This window comes from Aurantiacibacter aquimixticola, assembly GCF_003605475.1.
GTDB classification, from domain to species: domain Bacteria; phylum Pseudomonadota; class Alphaproteobacteria; order Sphingomonadales; family Sphingomonadaceae; genus Alteraurantiacibacter; species Alteraurantiacibacter aquimixticola_B.
In genome coordinates, this window is the sequence record NZ_RAHX01000001.1 from 1,166,726 (window position 1) to 1,181,743 (window position 15,018).

At 64.4% G+C, this 15,018-nt stretch carries 16 protein-coding genes and 1 tRNA gene; 8 read left to right on the plus strand and 9 right to left on the minus strand.

The window, feature by feature from the left end; translation table 11 throughout:
* Positions 1-26 precede the first annotated feature (26 nt).
* The 3 genes from D6201_RS05895 to D6201_RS05905 are packed head-to-tail and all read left to right on the plus strand — an operon-like array spanning position 27 to position 1,703.
* Positions 27-803, plus strand: a complete 777-nt coding sequence (locus D6201_RS05895) for a fatty acid desaturase (RefSeq protein ID WP_120047967.1) — start codon at positions 27-29, stop codon at positions 801-803.
* Entirely contained in the window at positions 800-1,300 is a 501-nt protein-coding gene (locus D6201_RS05900) for a sterol desaturase family protein (RefSeq protein ID WP_120047968.1), read from the plus strand. The genes D6201_RS05895 and D6201_RS05900 overlap by 4 nt, the downstream gene beginning before the upstream one ends.
* A 7-nt stretch (positions 1,301-1,307) precedes the next feature.
* Positions 1,308-1,703: a hypothetical protein gene (locus D6201_RS05905; RefSeq protein ID WP_120047969.1), complete on the plus strand. Its 396-nt coding sequence runs from the start codon at positions 1,308-1,310 to the stop codon at positions 1,701-1,703.
* A 58-nt stretch (positions 1,704-1,761) separates the two neighbouring features.
* Here D6201_RS05905 and D6201_RS05910 read toward each other — a convergent pair whose 3' ends face one another.
* A complete protein-coding gene (locus D6201_RS05910; RefSeq protein WP_277949482.1) occupies positions 1,762-1,938 on the minus strand; it encodes a YqaE/Pmp3 family membrane protein in 177 nt (58 codons plus the stop codon).
* Between the two features lie 358 nt (positions 1,939-2,296).
* Between D6201_RS05910 and D6201_RS05915 the strand changes: the two genes are divergently transcribed.
* Complete coding sequence (locus D6201_RS05915; protein ID WP_120047970.1) at positions 2,297-3,676, plus strand: NAD-dependent succinate-semialdehyde dehydrogenase; 1,380 nt, start codon at positions 2,297-2,299, stop codon at positions 3,674-3,676.
* A gap of 338 nt (positions 3,677-4,014) precedes the next feature.
* Here the strand turns inward: D6201_RS05915 and D6201_RS05920 are convergent.
* A tRNA-Arg gene (locus D6201_RS05920) sits at positions 4,015-4,091 on the minus strand.
* A 57-nt stretch (positions 4,092-4,148) separates the two neighbouring features.
* Between D6201_RS05920 and D6201_RS05925 the strand changes: the two genes are divergently transcribed.
* Positions 4,149-4,883 carry a queuosine precursor transporter gene (locus D6201_RS05925; RefSeq protein ID WP_120047971.1) on the plus strand — a complete coding sequence of 245 codons (735 nt, stop codon included), beginning with the start codon at positions 4,149-4,151 and terminating at the stop codon, positions 4,881-4,883.
* Positions 4,884-4,896: 13 nt separating this feature from the next.
* Here the strand turns inward: D6201_RS05925 and D6201_RS05930 are convergent, their stop codons facing one another.
* The 3 genes from D6201_RS05930 to D6201_RS13155 are packed head-to-tail and all read right to left on the minus strand — an operon-like array spanning position 4,897 to position 5,388.
* Positions 4,897-5,103 carry a PspC domain-containing protein gene (locus D6201_RS05930; RefSeq protein ID WP_120047972.1) on the minus strand — a complete coding sequence of 69 codons (207 nt, stop codon included), beginning with the start codon at positions 5,101-5,103 and terminating at the stop codon, positions 4,897-4,899.
* The gene (locus tag D6201_RS13150) at positions 5,100-5,228 is read right to left on the minus strand and encodes a hypothetical protein (RefSeq protein WP_277949483.1); all 129 of its coding nucleotides are present in this window, start codon (positions 5,226-5,228) and stop codon (positions 5,100-5,102) included. Before D6201_RS13150 ends, D6201_RS05930 begins: the two co-directional genes overlap by 4 nt.
* Positions 5,229-5,259: 31 nt before the next feature.
* A complete protein-coding gene (locus D6201_RS13155; RefSeq protein ID WP_277949484.1) occupies positions 5,260-5,388 on the minus strand; it encodes a hypothetical protein in 129 nt (42 codons plus the stop codon).
* A 226-nt stretch (positions 5,389-5,614) separates the two neighbouring features.
* Between D6201_RS13155 and recF the strand changes: the two genes are divergently transcribed.
* A complete protein-coding gene (recF, locus tag D6201_RS05935) occupies positions 5,615-6,700 on the plus strand; it encodes a DNA replication/repair protein RecF (RefSeq protein WP_120047973.1) in 1,086 nt (361 codons plus the stop codon).
* 34 nt (positions 6,701-6,734) lie between these two features.
* Here recF and D6201_RS05940 read toward each other — a convergent pair whose 3' ends face one another.
* On the minus strand, positions 6,735-7,451 hold the full coding sequence (locus D6201_RS05940; protein WP_120047974.1) for an arylesterase: 717 nt from the start codon (positions 7,449-7,451) through the stop codon (positions 6,735-6,737).
* A 27-nt stretch (positions 7,452-7,478) separates the two neighbouring features.
* On the opposite strand from D6201_RS05940, the gene D6201_RS05945 reads away from it, so the two are divergent.
* Entirely contained in the window at positions 7,479-8,201 is a 723-nt protein-coding gene (locus tag D6201_RS05945) for an ABC transporter ATP-binding protein (protein WP_120047975.1), read from the plus strand.
* 153 nt (positions 8,202-8,354) lie between these two features.
* A complete protein-coding gene (locus tag D6201_RS05950) occupies positions 8,355-10,862 on the plus strand; it encodes an ABC transporter permease (protein WP_120047976.1) in 2,508 nt (835 codons plus the stop codon).
* A gap of 8 nt (positions 10,863-10,870) precedes the next feature.
* Here D6201_RS05950 and D6201_RS05955 read toward each other — a convergent pair whose 3' ends face one another.
* The 3 genes from D6201_RS05955 to D6201_RS05965 all read right to left on the minus strand — a co-directional run bounded on the left by D6201_RS05955 (position 10,871) and on the right by D6201_RS05965 (position 14,784).
* Complete coding sequence (locus D6201_RS05955; RefSeq protein WP_120047977.1) at positions 10,871-11,341, minus strand: DUF805 domain-containing protein; 471 nt, start codon at positions 11,339-11,341, stop codon at positions 10,871-10,873.
* 87 nt (positions 11,342-11,428) lie between these two features.
* Positions 11,429-11,902: an RDD family protein gene (locus D6201_RS05960; protein ID WP_120047978.1), complete on the minus strand. Its 474-nt coding sequence runs from the start codon at positions 11,900-11,902 to the stop codon at positions 11,429-11,431.
* Between the two features lie 149 nt (positions 11,903-12,051).
* On the minus strand, positions 12,052-14,784 hold the full coding sequence (locus D6201_RS05965; RefSeq protein ID WP_242447449.1) for a TonB-dependent receptor: 2,733 nt from the start codon (positions 14,782-14,784) through the stop codon (positions 12,052-12,054).
* Positions 14,785-15,018 lie beyond the last annotated feature (234 nt).

Genomic DNA, 15,018 nt, shown 5'->3' on the forward strand with positions numbered 1-15,018 from the left:
TTTCCAGCGCCTATATGGCGTCACACATGCTCGACGACGCAATCACCAGCCCCGCCGCCGCAAGCGGCGCGCGAACGCAGCAGGCCGCCATTGGCCTGGCGCTGGCTGCGGCCATCTTCGGCAGCTGGGTCGCCATCCATGTCTATGCGATTTTCATCTTCGAACTGAGCTGGGCGACCTTGCCGATCGCGCTCGGCATCGCGCTGGTCCAGTGCTGGCTGTCGGTCGGCCTGTTCATCGTCAGCCATGACGCCATGCACGGCTCTCTCGCGCCCGGCGCGCCGCGGGTGAACGCGGTGATCGGGGCTGCGCTCCTGTTTCTCTATGCCGGTTTCGGCTGGCGCAAGATGCGCGATGCGCATTTCGATCATCACAAGCACACGGGCGCGGACGGCGATCCCGATTTCGATACCGCCAACCCGACCGATGGCCTGCGCTGGTATCGCACTTTCCTGACCCGTTATTTCGGCTGGCGCAGCGCGCTATACGTGTCGCTGGTGGTGACGGTCTACTGGCTGGTGGTCGGCGTGCCGATGGCGCAGATCGTGCTGGTCTACGGGCTGCCCGCCATCGCATCGTCGGTGCAGCTCTTCTATTTCGGCACTTACCGCCCACACCACCATGACGAGCACGCCTTCGAGGATCGGCACAATGCCCGCTCCAACGATTATCCAGCGTGGTTGAGCCTCGCCACCTGCTTCCATTTCGGCTATCATCTCGAACATCACCGCCATCCCGGCGTGCCCTGGTGGGCGCTGCCGGCACGGCGCAGGCAAGACATGCAAAGCGCGACCCAATCATGAGCATTCCCGCCATCCTTCTGATCCTTGCGGGCGCAGTCGTCTTCATGGAATTCTTCGCCTGGTGGGCGCACAAATACGTCATGCATGGCTGGGGCTGGAACTGGCACCGCGACCATCATGAACCGCATGACAATGTGCTGGAAAAAAACGACCTGTTCGCCGTCGTTTTCGGCTCCATCGTCATCGCCATGTTCACGATCGGCTATTTCGTATCGGACTTCCTATGGTGGCTGGCGGCAGGGATCACGCTTTACGGCCTGATCTACACCTTCATCCACGATGGCCTCGTCCATCAGCGCTATTTCCGCTGGGTGCCGAAGCGCGGCTACGCCAAGCGGCTGGTGCAGGCGCATAAGCTGCATCATGCAACGGTGGGCAAGGAAGGCGGGGTGAGTTTCGGCTTCCTCTTTGCCCGCGAGCCGAGTGCGCTCAAGGCCGAGCTGCGCCGCCAGCGGGAAAGCGGAGAAGCCGTGGTGCGGGACAGCGCTGGCGCCTGACCGGGTTTTGCGAAGCACGACCGACCTTTCCGGGGAATGGGACGGGGTCTTCACCTATCCCGGAGGTTCGGGGCCGGACACGCCCTTCCTCGCGACGCTCCGCCAGCGCGGTAACAGTATCACCGGCACAATCGTTGAGCCCGATATATACGGCTTCGGTTCCGCAGAGGCGACGCTGGTCGGCATTGTCGGCGGTTCAGGCGTGGATTTCACCAAGACCTATCGCCGCGCCCGGATGGGCTACGAAAACCCCGTCGATTACGTCGGACAATTGCAGGATGACGGACAGCGCGTCGTCGGCATGTGGAGCCTGCTCGACTGGAACGGCAGTTTCGAGATGACCCGCCGCAGCGGCACGACCGCTACCGAAACGCGCCAGGCGAAGGTCGAGGAACCGGCCTGACACGAAAAAGGGCCCGCACCGAAGTGCAGGCCCTCCCCCGCTTTCGCCGATCCGCGGATCAGCGGGCGTAATTCACATACAGACCGTGGATCAGGCCGGGAATGTAGAACAGCAACGTCAGCACAAGGTTGATGAGCGTGGTCGCGCCGAGCCCATGCTTCATCGCCACGCCCAGCGGCGGGATCAGAACGGTAAGAATAAGAACGAGAATGCCCATGATGCGAATGTCCTTCATGCCAGCCCACCCGCCATGTGAATAACAAACGGACGCACGCTGTCGCGGTTCCGCGAGGACGGTTGCGATGGAATCTGAAGGGGAAACGGTGAAAGCTTCGGGGAGGCGGGACCGGGAGACCTGGTTGGGGACCAATGGAACGGCCCCGCCTCTTTAGAAGACTTTGGGTACGCCGCATTCTTTGCAGGGGCCGTGCCAGTTCCGGCCGAACCAGCTTTTCGGCCCGACACGATGGTTTCCGAAATCCTAACGCGCGGCCCCTGTGTAAGAAAGTCCGACAGATCGCCTGTCCTCAGCTTGGACCCGCAACGTCGCTTTGATCGTTCCCCAAGCAAACACCACTTGAAGGACATTGCTCATGGGCACGATCACCACCGTCAATCCCGCCACCGGCGAAGACATCGAAACGTATGAGGAGATGGACAAGGACGCCGCCATCGCCAAGCTGGAGGCGTGCCACGCCGCCTTTCTCGACTGGCGGCTGACCTCCCTTGAAGAACGCGCCGATATCATTCGCGGCATTGGCCAGGCGCTGCGCGACAACAAGGAAGAGCTGGCCCAGCTGATGACGCGCGAAGTCGGCAAGCTGATCGGCGACAGCCGCGACGAGGTCGATCTGTGCGCCGGCATTTGCGACTACACCGCCGATACCGGGCCGAAGGAACTGGCCGACGAACAGCGCGATCCAGGCAATGCCGGGCGCGGCATCATCACCTACTCCCCCATCGGCGTGGTTTACGGCATCCAGCCGTGGAATTTCCCCGCCTACCAGGTCGTGCGCTATTCGATCGCCAATTTGATGGCGGGCAACGGCGTGCTGCTGAAACATGCCAGCAATTGCACCGGCAGCGGGCTGAAACTTGCCGAGCTCTATAAGGAAGGCGGACTGCCCAAGGATCTGTTCAGCGTGCTGGTGGTGGATCACGACACCTCGGATGCCATTATCGAGCACGACAAGGTGCGCGGCGTCACCCTCACCGGGTCGGACAAGGCGGGCAAGCATGTCGCCGAAAAGGCAGGCAAGCTGCTGAAGCCCACCGTGCTGGAGCTAGGTTCGAACGACGCTTACCTTGTGCTGGAAGATGCCGATCTCGACATGGCGGCAAAGGTGTGCGCCGAAGCGCGGCTCTACAATAACGGCCAGACCTGCATCAACGGCAAGCGCTTCATCGTGACCGAGAAGGTCTATGACGATTTTCTGTCCAGATTCGTCGAGCGCTTCGAGGCGATCAAGGTCGGCGACCCGACCGCGGACGATAGCGACATGGGCCCGATGGCGCGCGCCGACCTGCGCGAGACGTTGCAGGAACAGGTGGACGAATCGGTGAAGAAGGGCGCGAAGATCGCCTGCGGCGGATCGATCCCGGATGGCGACGGCGCATACTACCCCGCCACCGTGCTCACCGATGTCGAAAGCGGGCAGCCCGCCTATGACGACGAGCTGTTCGGCCCCGTCGCCTCCGTCATCCGCGCCAAGGACGACGAGGACGCGATGCGCCTCGCCAATGACAGCCGATACGGCCTGGGTGGCGGTATCCTCTCGAGCGACACCGATCGCGCGGTGGAACTGGCGAAGAAGCATTTCGACACGGGCATGGTGTTCGTGAATGTCTACGGCGTGGCCGATCCCTCCATGCCCTTCGGCGGCGTGAAGGACAGCGGTTACGGCCGCGAACACGGCGGATTCGGCGTGAAGGAATTCGTCAACGCGAAGAGCATCTTTGTGGGGAGCGCCTAGTTTTCTTTGGCTTCGCGCATCGGCGTCCCCTTGTTTGAGTCCGCGCATCCGCGCGGACATCCTCGCTGCTATTCCCTCCGCCGGGACTTCGTTCCGGCTGCGGGGCATCTGCGGGCGCGCAATTCGCGCGCTGTCGTCGCAGAAGCGACGATACTTGCGCTACATCGATGAGCCAGCTGCGGAGCTCCGAAGGAAGTGAGGCAAGGCCGACCGGCCGCCCGCAGGCGCCGCGCAGCGAAGCGGAGCGAATAGCGCCGAGGACGCTCGCGCGGAGGCGCGAGCGAAAAACAGAATGACAAACCAAAGGGAAGGACATGCCGGTGGCATATCCTTCCCTTTGGCGCGCCCAGGAGGATTCGAACCTCCGGCCTCAGGTTTAGAAGACCCGTGCTCTATCCAGCTGAGCTATGGGCGCGTGATGGCGGCAGATAGCGATCTTTGCGTTTCGCGCAAATGCCGATAGGCATCGGTAATGGACGGCGAGACACGCAAGATCGCAGGCAGCGAAGCCGCAGGGGCGGGATTTCGCTATTTTCCCTACATCATGGCCGCCTTCGTCGCGATCCTGTTGCTGAGCAATGTGATCGGCGCGGCGAAGCCGAGCTATGTCCGCCTGCCTGACGGCAGCGAGTGGGCGTTCGGCGCGGGCGTGCTGTTCTTCCCCATCAGCTACATCATCGGCGACGTGCTGACCGAGGTCTACGGCTACGCCAATGCGCGCCGGGTGATCTGGACGGGCTTCGCCGCGCTCATCTTCATGGCGCTGATGGCCTGGGTGGTCGTCGCACTACCGCCTGCGGAGGGCTGGCCGGGACAGGAAGCCTATGAATTCGTGTTCGGAAACAGCTGGCGCATCGTGCTCGCCAGCATCGTCGCTTTCTGGGCGGGAGAATTCGCCAATTCGATCGTCATGGCGAAGATGAAGGTGTGGACGGACGGAAGGATGCTGTGGAGCCGGACCATCGGTTCGACCGTGGTCGGCCAGGGGATCGACAGCCTGATCTTCTATCCACTCGCCTTCTATGGCCTAGCCGGATGGCCGATCGAGCAATTGTGGCAGGTCGTGCTGTCGCAATGGCTCATCAAGACGGGGTGGGAAGCGCTCCTCACCCCGGTTACGTATCAGGTGGTCGGTTTCCTCAAGCGGCGCGAGGGGGTCGAGGTGTTCGACACCGACACCGACTTCTCGCCCTTCGGCGGAAAGTGAAGCTGGTCTGCGATCATTTCGCGACCAGCCACACGATCAAATAAAGCAGGATGAAGCTGCCGAAGCCAGCAATCGCGCCGACGGCGAAGATCAGCCTGACAATGAGCGGGTCGATACCGAAATAGTTGGCGATCCCGCCGCACACTCCGGCCAGCTTGGCGTCATGCGTCGCCAGGCGAAATTCGGCCGGAGATTTGTTGGGGCCTTTCAGGTCGTTCATGCCAGCACTCCGGCGATCGTCGTCGCGGTCGGATTGGAGAAGCTGCTGATGAGCAGCGTGGCGGTCATGGCCACGGCGCCGAAAGCGGCAAAGAGGCGGCCGAAAAGCGGGGAATTGGTATTCATGTCAGTCTCCTGTCGGTTTGGCGCGTCGGGGTCAGGCGAGCACGCCGAGAACGGTGGTGGCATTGGGGTTCGCAAAGCTGCTCACGAAGAGCGTGGCGGTGATGGTCATGGCACCGATTGCGGCGAACATCTTGCTGGCGAAATCACTGGTCTTGGTCATGTCTAATCTCCTCATTGGTGGGTTTTACGAATTGTTTTGTCCCACACCCCGACTGATGCAGGGGGTGTGCCAATTGCGAAAAACGGGAGATTTCTGCCATTCTCGTTCAGGCGACAGACAGATTGGCGATGATGGCAAACCAAGGGTTGGGAAATTTTACTAACTGTTGGATCGGTGAAATTCCGGTGGCGCCGCAATTGCCGCTCGCTTAGGCATCGGCCCGGCCATGGCGCTCGACCGGATCACCCTTTCCAGCTTTCGCAACCACGTCGAAACCCGGCTCGACGGGGCGCGTGCGCTCAATCTGCTGGTGGGCGAAAACGGCGCGGGGAAGACCAATGTGCTCGAAGCGCTGTCGCTCTTCGCTCCGGGCCGCGGACTGCGCCGCGCGGCGCTTGCCGATATGGCCGGGCAGAGCGGAGAAGGCGGCTTCGGCGTCAACGCAATGCTCCAGCCCGATGACGGGGGTGAGCCGGTCAAGCTTGGCACCGGCATGCACGCGCAGCGTCCCGGTCGGCGCGTGGTGCAGGTGAATGGGGCGGAAGCGAGCGCGGTCGGCCTTGGCGAATGGCTGGCCATCGGCTGGCTTACCCCGGCGATGGACCGCCTGTTCGCCGAGAGCGCAGGCACGAGGCGACGCTACATGGACAGGCTGGCGGTGGCCATCGACCCCGCCCATGCCCGTCATGCCAGCCGCTACGAAACGGCGCTGCGCGAGCGCAACAAGCTGTTGTCGGACGAGCAATCGCCCGATCCCGCCTGGCTCGATTCCATAGAGATGCAAATGGCCGCGGCGGGTGCGGCGCTGGCGCAGGGCCGCGCGCGGCTGGTCGGCGCGCTTTCGCAGGAACTCGCCGCGCTGCCGACGGAGCCTTTTGCGCGCCCCGCCCTTTCCTACCGGCCCGGCGGCGCGCTTGGCGAGGACGACTTCGCCGCCCAGCTGGCAGAGCAGCGCCCCCGCGACCGCGCGGCCCAGCGCACGCTCACCGGCCCGCATCGCGATGAGCTGGACGTGAAGATGGACAGCAAGGACATGCCCGCCGCCGAATGTTCGACCGGCGAACAGAAAGCGATGCTGATCGCCATCACCCTCGCCCATGCGGCCCTTGCCGCGCGCGGCCGGGCCAGCCTGTTGCTGCTGGACGAAGTCGCCGCGCATCTCGATCCGGTGCGGCGCGAGGCGCTGTTAGAACGACTGCGTGATAGCGGGACGCAGGTCTGGCTCACGGGCACCGAGGCGGCCCCGTTCGACGATATCCTGCAGGAAGCCGCCGTCTGGCATGTTGCCGATGGCGCGGCGGTGCGGATGTGACTCACCCCTCCTCCGGAGAGGAGCGGTTTTCGACCTACTCCTCCTCGGGCAAGGCCTCCGCCACCTGGTCCACCGTCGCTGCGACCATTTCGCGCACGCCTTCGGCTGTCGGGTGGACGCGGTCGTCCATCAGCAGGCTGGGATCGGTGACGAGCGGGGCCATGAAGAACGGCACCAGCGCGGTGTCGTATTCCTTTGCCAGATCGCGATAGAGCCCGTCGAAGCCGCTCTGGAATTCCGGCCCGTAATTTGGCGGTGCACGCATGCCCATTAGCAGGACGGGGATATCACGGCTTTTCAGCGCGGCGATGATCTTGCCGAGATTGGATCGAGTCTCATCGGGCGATAGGCCGCGCAGCAGGTCGTTTCCGCCAAGCTCGACGATCGCGAGATCGGGCGTCTCCTCCAGATTGTCGAGCACATATTCGATACGCTGCAGCCCAGCCGCCGTCGTGTCGCCGGAAACGCCTGCATCCACCACGCGCGCATTCACGCCGCGCGCCCGCAGCACATCCTCCAGCACTTCGGGATAGCCTTCGTCCTCGCCCAGCTGATAGCCTGCCATCAGGCTGTCGCCGAAGCCGAGGATCACCCGCTCCGGCCCCATGATCGGCAATTCTTCCGATACCGGCGCATCGGCCTCTGCCGGGGCGGCGGGCGGCGGCGCTTCGGCACCGCAGGCGGCCAGCGCCAGGGCTATCGACGAAGCGGCGATGCGCGCCGCCCACGGGCTTTGGTTTGGCTTGTTCATGCCCCCTAGCTATGCCATCGGGCGCGGGTGACAAGCCTTTCCCCTATCCAGCCCGCATCCTCCGACACTGCAGAGCCCGTCATCCGGGCACGCGACCTGCGCCTGACGCTTGGCGAGGGCGAGGCGGCGGTGGAAATCCTTCGCGGGATCGATCTCGACGTCATGCACGGCGAGACGCTGGCTCTGCTCGGCCCGTCGGGCAGCGGCAAGAGCTCGCTCATGTCGGTGCTGTCCGGCCTCGAACGCGCGACATCGGGCAGCCTGACCGTCGCCGGCGAAGATTTCACGGCACTGAGCGAGGATGACCTGGCGCGCGCCCGGCGCGGCCGCATCGGCATCGTGTTGCAGGCGTTCCATCTGCTGCCGACCATGACCGCGACCGAGAACGTCGCCACCCCGCTGGAACTGGCGGCAATTGACGATCCCTGGCCGCGCGCCGCAGCCGAGCTGGAAGCGGTCGGGCTAGGCCATCGCCTGACGCACTATCCGGCGCAGCTTTCGGGCGGAGAGCAGCAGCGCGTCGCCATCGCCCGCGCCATCGCCTCTCGCCCGCCGCTGATCTTCGCCGACGAGCCGACCGGCAATCTCGATGCCAGCACCGGCGAAAGCGTGATCGAAGTGCTGTTCCGCCGCCGCGAGGAAACCGGCGCGACGCTGATCATCATCACCCATGACCCCGCGCTCGCCGAACGATGCGACCGGGTCGTCACTATGGGTGACGGCGTCATCGCAAGCGACACCGGTGCCTGATCCTGTATCCCATCCCCTCGCACCCGCGGGAGGGGCAGCGAGACTTGGTGCCGCGAAGCGGTGCCTAGTCGCAGCGGGGTGGGCCAGTCCGCCGGCGCGCCATCCAGAAACACGCCCACCCCCGGCCCCTCCCGCAAGCGGAAGGGGAGAGCGATGAACTGGGCGCGCGCCTGGGGCATTGCACGGCGCGACCTGTCCAGCGGGTTTCGCGGCCTGAGACTGCTGCTGGTCTGCCTGTTTCTCGGCGTGGGCGCGCTTGCCGCGATCGGCTCGCTGACCTCGGCCATTCAGGGCGAACTGGATTCGCAGGGCCAGGCGCTGCTTGGCGGCGATCTGGAAGTCGAGTTGTGGCAGCGCGCGCTGTCCGAGGAAGAGCAGGCGTTTCTTTCGCGATATGGCACGCTTTCGCCCGGCTACCGCCTGCAGGCGATGGCGACGACGGAAGAGGTGGCCGTCCCGGTGGAGCTGAAGGCCGTTTCCGACAATTACCCGATGTATGGCACGCTGCTGCTGCGCGATGCCGGGGAAAGCGGCGCGCCATCCGGCAATGACGCTTACCTCGCGCCCGGCGCGGCGGAGCGGCTGGACGTCGCCGTCGGCGATACGATCACGATCGGCACGGCGGATGTGAGCGTCGCCGGGATCATCGAGGAGGAGCCCGACCGCCTCAGCGAAGGCTTCGCACTCGGCCAGACGATCATCGTCGCCTACGATCTGCCCGAAACGGCTGGACTGACCGCGCCCGGCGCCATGTATGAAAGCAAGACGCGCCTTGCCTTCGATGGCGCTTACAATGCCGAAGAGGTGGAGGAAGCGCTGGCAGAGGCGTTTCCGGGCACGCCATTCGACACTCGCACTGCCGACCGCGCGTCGCCCGGCGCGGAGCGGTTCGTCAGCCGGATGGGCGAATTTCTCACGCTGGTGGGCCTTGCCGCGCTGGTGATCGCCGGGATCGGGATTGGCGGCGGCGTCAATTCCTATCTCGAGGCGCGGCGCAATTCGATCGCTACGCTCAAGATCCTCGGCGCGACATCGCGCGACATCGCCCGCATCTACGCGCTGGAAGTCGGTGCCGCCGCATTGGTCGGCTCGCTGGCCGGATTGCTGGCGGGCGTGCTGGTGACGCCACTGCTCGCGAGCGCGCTCGGCTCGCTGCTTCCGGTCACCAGCGATTTCGTCTTCGATCCGTGGGCTTTGATGCGCGCGCTGCTTTTCGGCCTGCTGGTCGCGCTCGTCTTTGCCGCACCGCCGCTCGCGCGCGCCAAGACCTTTCCGGCGATGGCGCTTATGCGGGCGCGGGTCTCGCCGCTCGCCCGGCAATGGCGCGAAGCCGCCCTGCCGGTGGGCATCGGCCTTGCCGGTATCGCCGTGCTTTCCATCGCCTTTTCGCCGCAGCCGCTGCTTTCGGCAGGCTTTCTTGTCGGAGCGGCGCTCGTGCTGGGCCTGCTTGCCCTGCTCGGCCGCGCGATCCGCGCCGGAGCCGCTTGCGCGCCGCGCCCGTCCAATCCGATTACCCGCGCCGCACTCGCCAATCTGCACCGGCCGGGCGCCGCAACGGGATCGCTTGTCACCGCGCTCGGCTTCGGGCTGGCGGCATTCGTGCTGCTGGCCGCCGTGCAGTCCTCGCTCGACGGCAATATCCAGCGTTCCGTTCCGGAGCGCGCGCCCGACTATTTCGTGCTCGATATCCCGAAGGACGGGCTGGAGCAGTTCTACGCCACGGTCGCCGATGTCTCGGACGATGCGGCGGTGGAGGCGGTGCCGACCATGCGTGGCTCGGTCGTCTCATACGGCGCGCCAGGCGACCAGATCGTGGTCGCGGACCTGGAAGAGACGCCCGATGGCGCATGGGGCCTTCGCGGCGAACGCGGGCTGACCTACGCCGCGGACTTGCCGGACGGCAATGTGGTGGTCGACGGCGAATGGTGGGACGATGGCGAGAGCGAGAACCTCGTCTCCATCGATCAGGACCTTGCCATGGCGGCGGGCATAGAGGTGGGCAACGAGATGACGTTCTCGATCCTCGGCGTGCAGCGCACCGCGCGCGTCGCCAGCCTGCGGCGGATCGACTGGGAAAGCCTCGGCTTCAACAACGTCTACATCTTCTCACCCGCCACGCTGGAGGACACGCCGCACAATCTCGCCGCGACGATCTCCCTGCCCGACGGCACGCAGGCAGGCGGGCTGTTGCGCGACCTTGTGCGCGCCTTCCCGGCATCGAGCGTGATCGAGGTCGGACCGTTGCTGACCGAAGCGCGGGCGATCCTCGACCAGGTCTCGCTCGCCATTCTCGCCGCCGCATCGGTTGCAGTGCTGGCGGGCATTGCCGTGCTGCTGGGTGCAATCGCGGCGGCGCGCGCCGCGCGCATTTACGACACGGTGATCCTGCGCGTGCTGGGCGCTAGCCGCCGCCAGCTTCTCGCGCTGCAATTTGCGGAATTCGGCCTGCTTGCCGCATCGCTGGCGGGCGTTGCGCTGGCGCTGGGATCGGGGCTCGCCTGGCTGATCGTCACCCAGCTTTTCGAATTCGACTGGCTGCCCGACTGGGGCGAGATCCTCGCCGTTCTCGGCGGCGGTCTGGTGCTGGTGCTCGCATTCGCGCTCGGCGCATCGCTACCGCTGCTACGCGCCCGGCCCGCGCAGACATTGCGCTCGCTCTAGCGGCTCCGTCAGGCGAAAACCTCGGCATGGTGGGGATCCTTGGGATCCTCTCCCCAGCGATTCGGCTTCTCTTCGCCGGGCAGGATAAGAACGACGAGCAGTATGAGGTAGCCGGGCAGGACGAGCAGATTGATGAGCGGCACGAAGCCCGCGATTAGCAGCCCCGCATACCACCAGCCAGACAGCCCGCGATCGTGCAGGCGGCGTACCGTCACCGCGAGCTGCGGGATGAATGTGCCGAGATACCACAGACCGAGCAATGTCGCGCCGACGATGAACGTGAAGCCGAAATCCGGGGACGAGCCCTGGCCGCCGTCATAATCATCTCCGAAGGTCTCCCATGGGAGCCCGGCGAACATGATTGCCAGCAGCGCGATGACGACGATCCAGTAGAACAGCTGGAACATCCAGAATTCCTTGCGCCGCGAGCGGCCCTTGAAATCGGCATAGCGTTTGAATGGCAGCAGCATCCATTCCATCGTCCGTCCCCCCTGCTCACCCTTTCCCAGTCGCTCAAAAGAGAGGGACCGCGCGGCCCCTCTCCTTCCGTCATCGCAAAGCGATTGTCAGTCGAACACGCCTTCGGTGCCGTGGGTGCCGGGCTGCCCCTTCACCACCAGCGTGGAGCAGATGAGGTCGTGCAGACCCTGCTTCTTGTCGGTGAAGGCGACCATGATGAAGCCGATCAGCAAAATCAGCGCAGAAAGAATCTTGGCGAAATAGCGGCCAAGTGCGCGCAGCCAGCTGATCCGCTGCCCGTTCGTGTCGGTGACGACGATGCCGACGGCCTTCTTGCCGAGCGTCGCCTGCCAATTGCTGCTTTCGAGCACGACGAAATAAACGACGCCGATCAGCGTCATGACCAGCGTGAAGATGCCACCACCGCTCGCCGCCATCGCTTCGGCCGCGATCGGATCGAGCCCTGTCATCGCGCCCATGCTGAAACCGAAGATCGAACCGATCAGCACCTGCAGAATGAGCAGCAGGATGCCATCGATCAGATACGCTGCGACGCGTATCCAGAAACCAGCGTAGTTCATGTATTGTCCCCTTCATCCCGAACCCTGTTGGGACAGACAAAGCACCACAAACCCGTGCGCTTCGCAAGCGCCATTTCCACAGCCGAAGCGCGCCACGAAAAAGGGGGGCCGAAGCCCCCCTTCCCCTCCCATTATTTCGTGGATCGCGCTTACCAGCGGAAGCGAACCGTGCCGCCATAGGTGCGCGGGGCGTTCGGATAGGCCGAAACGCTGCGCGGCTGGGCCGGGCTGTCGAAGATCGTACCGAAATAGCGATCGTCGAGCAGGTTGCGGCCCCAGGCCTGCAGGATCAGGCCGTTGTTGAATTCGAGGCTCAGCGACGCGGTCAGATCGTCCACCTGGCGACTGAACGGGGCTGCGGCGGCGAGCGCCGGTCCACCGTCGACGATCGTGCCATCCGGTCCGCGCACCGCGAAGGCGGGCAGGCCTTCGACCAGCTGCGTGTCGGACGACCAGAGGTAGTTCGCACGCGGGATCAGCAGGCCGAAACCGAGATCGAATTCGTACTGGCCGCCAACGATCACCGTCCATTCGGGGATGCCCGCCGGACGGGTGCCCGAGATATCGCCCTGCGCCGACTGCACGAAGCTGTCGTAAAGCGGGTCGAGATAGGTCACCGCGCCGTTCAGCGTCAGCCCGTCGGTCGGGAAGAAAGTGCTTTCGAACTCGACGCCGAAGGTCGACTGGCTACCGGCATTGGCGAGCACGAAGCCCGAGCCGGTAAAGATGTTGGACTGGAAGCCCTCGATCTCCTGGTCGAACACGGTCAGATTGGCTGAGAAGAAGTCGAAATTGGCCTTGATGCCACCTTCGATCACAGTCGATTCCTCAGGCCCGGCGAAGCGCGAACCGAAGGTCAGGTTCGGCAGGTCCAGCCCCGCAGCGATGATCGCATCGCGATCGCCGGGGAACGGACGTGCGTCGCGCGACAGGTTGATCGAGCTCGCCTTGAAGCCGGTGGCGTAGGACGCATAGATGTTCACGTCCGGCGTCACGTCATAGGCGAGGCGCGCGGTGTAGCTGAAATTGTCGTCATTGGTCCGGCCGTCTTCCACTTCGTTCGGAACGCCGAGGAAGGGCGGCAGGAATTGCAGCGCGCGCAGCGGGTTGAGCGGGTTCGCCAGCGGATTGTTCACATTCGCATTGGCGAAAGCGACGGCACCGGCCTGAACCTGGCCGAAGGCGGTCGGGTTGCCGGCGGCGAAGGCGCCCACCTCGGCTGCGGTCGCCGCGCGGCCGAGCATGAGGATGTCACCCACGGTCTGCGCGATCGCGCCCTGCGTCAGCACCTGCCCGCGGAACGGGGCGAGCTGCGGCGCATCGAAATCGATCGAGGAGAACACGTCGGTCGACACGGCGTCCTGCGTGAACACCTTCGTGTCGTCGGTGTAATTGCCGCCCAGCGTCAGCACGAGACCGTCGAAGATCTCGAAATCGAGCTGGCCGAAGAACGAATACGCCTCGGAATCGAGGGTGTAGGCTTCGGTGAAGCCCTGCCCCTGATTGAAGAAGGTGCCGACGAAATTCTGGCCGAAGGAGGCGCTGAAAACCTGTTCCAGCGGCACCGCACCGGGCGCTGCCGGCGACGGGAACAGCGAGAACGCGCCGCCGGACTGGCTGGCGACGACGAGGTTGGCGTAATTGCGGAAGTCCTCGCCATAGAGCAGCTGGTTGGACTGTTCGACATCTTCATTGAGGTAGAAGAAGCCGAGCAGCACATCGACGCGATCCAACACGGTTCCGGCGATGCGGAATTCCTGAGTGAAGGTGTCGATCCGCAGATCCTGCGAGTTCGGGAAGATCAGGTCCGCGCTGGAGAAGTCGGAATCCTGTTCGGTCACCGATTCCGTCGTGCGGCTGGCGGTGATCGAGGTCAGCGTCCAGTCGCCGATATCGTAATCGATCTGGCCGGAAATGCCGTGATTGACGATGTCGTTGATGGAGTCGAAATTGTTGAACACGACATCCGCGAAGGGATCGTTCGGGTCGGTGACCTGGCCGCCCACGGCCAGCACCGCGCCGGTGGCGGGGCCGCTCTGCGCGTTGACGACGCCGCAACAGATTTCATCGATGCTGTCGTAATCGGCAATGATGCGCAGGCTGAGATCGGTGCCGTTGTCGATCAGCGCCTGGCCGCGAACGAACCAGCGATCGCGATTGTTGACGGTGCTGCCGGTGTTGAGGTCTTCGAAGAAGCCGTCACGCTCGTTCAGGCCACCGGCGATGCTCACCGCCACGGTGTCGGCCAGCGGTCCGGTGACGTAGGCGCGCGCGACGAGCGCGTCGAAATTGCCGTAGGTCAGCTCTGCGCTGCCGCCGAAATCGAATTGCGGTTCCTCGGTGACGACCGAGATGACGCCCGCCGATGCGTTCTTGCCGAACAGCGTCGACTGCGGTCCGCGCAGCACTTCGATACGCTGCACTTCGGGCAGATCGGAAATGGAGGAGGCGGTGCGGCTGCGATAGACGCCGTCGATGAATACGCCGACCGAAGGCTCGATGCCCGCATTGTTCGCGCCGTTGCCGAAGCCGCGAATGAAGAAGCCGGTATTGGCCGAGGACTGGCGCTGGCCAACCGTCAGCGAGGGGACGACCGTCTGCAGATCGTTGATGTCGCGGATCTGGTCACGCTCGAGCGTTTCGGCGCCGGTCACGGACACGGCGACGGGAATTTCCTGCAGCGTGGCTTCACGCTTGGTGGCGGTAACGATAATCTCGTTGCCCTGATTGCTGTCTTCACCGCCTTCGTCGGGGAATACGTCCTGGCCGGTATCGGCCTCGTCCTGCGCCATCGCCACGCCGGGAACCAGCAAGGCGGCCGCGGCCACGCCGCACATGAAATTGCGCGAAAGACCGGCAGTGCCGGCACGAACATTCTTCATCGAAATCTCCATCTCTCCCTCGGGTCGGGCGGTGCTGCCATTCTTGGCAATCGTCCCGGAGGCCCCTCGGCGACTGTTACGTCAATTTTCGCCAATACGCGCGAGGCGCACGGCGCACAATCGCCGGATTCCACCGCTGTGGGCAAGTGGCGCACACTGTAACATTATCGCAACAAGGAGACGTCTCACCTATAGGGAAGGCGAGGCTGCATACCGCACACGCCTTGCGGGGGC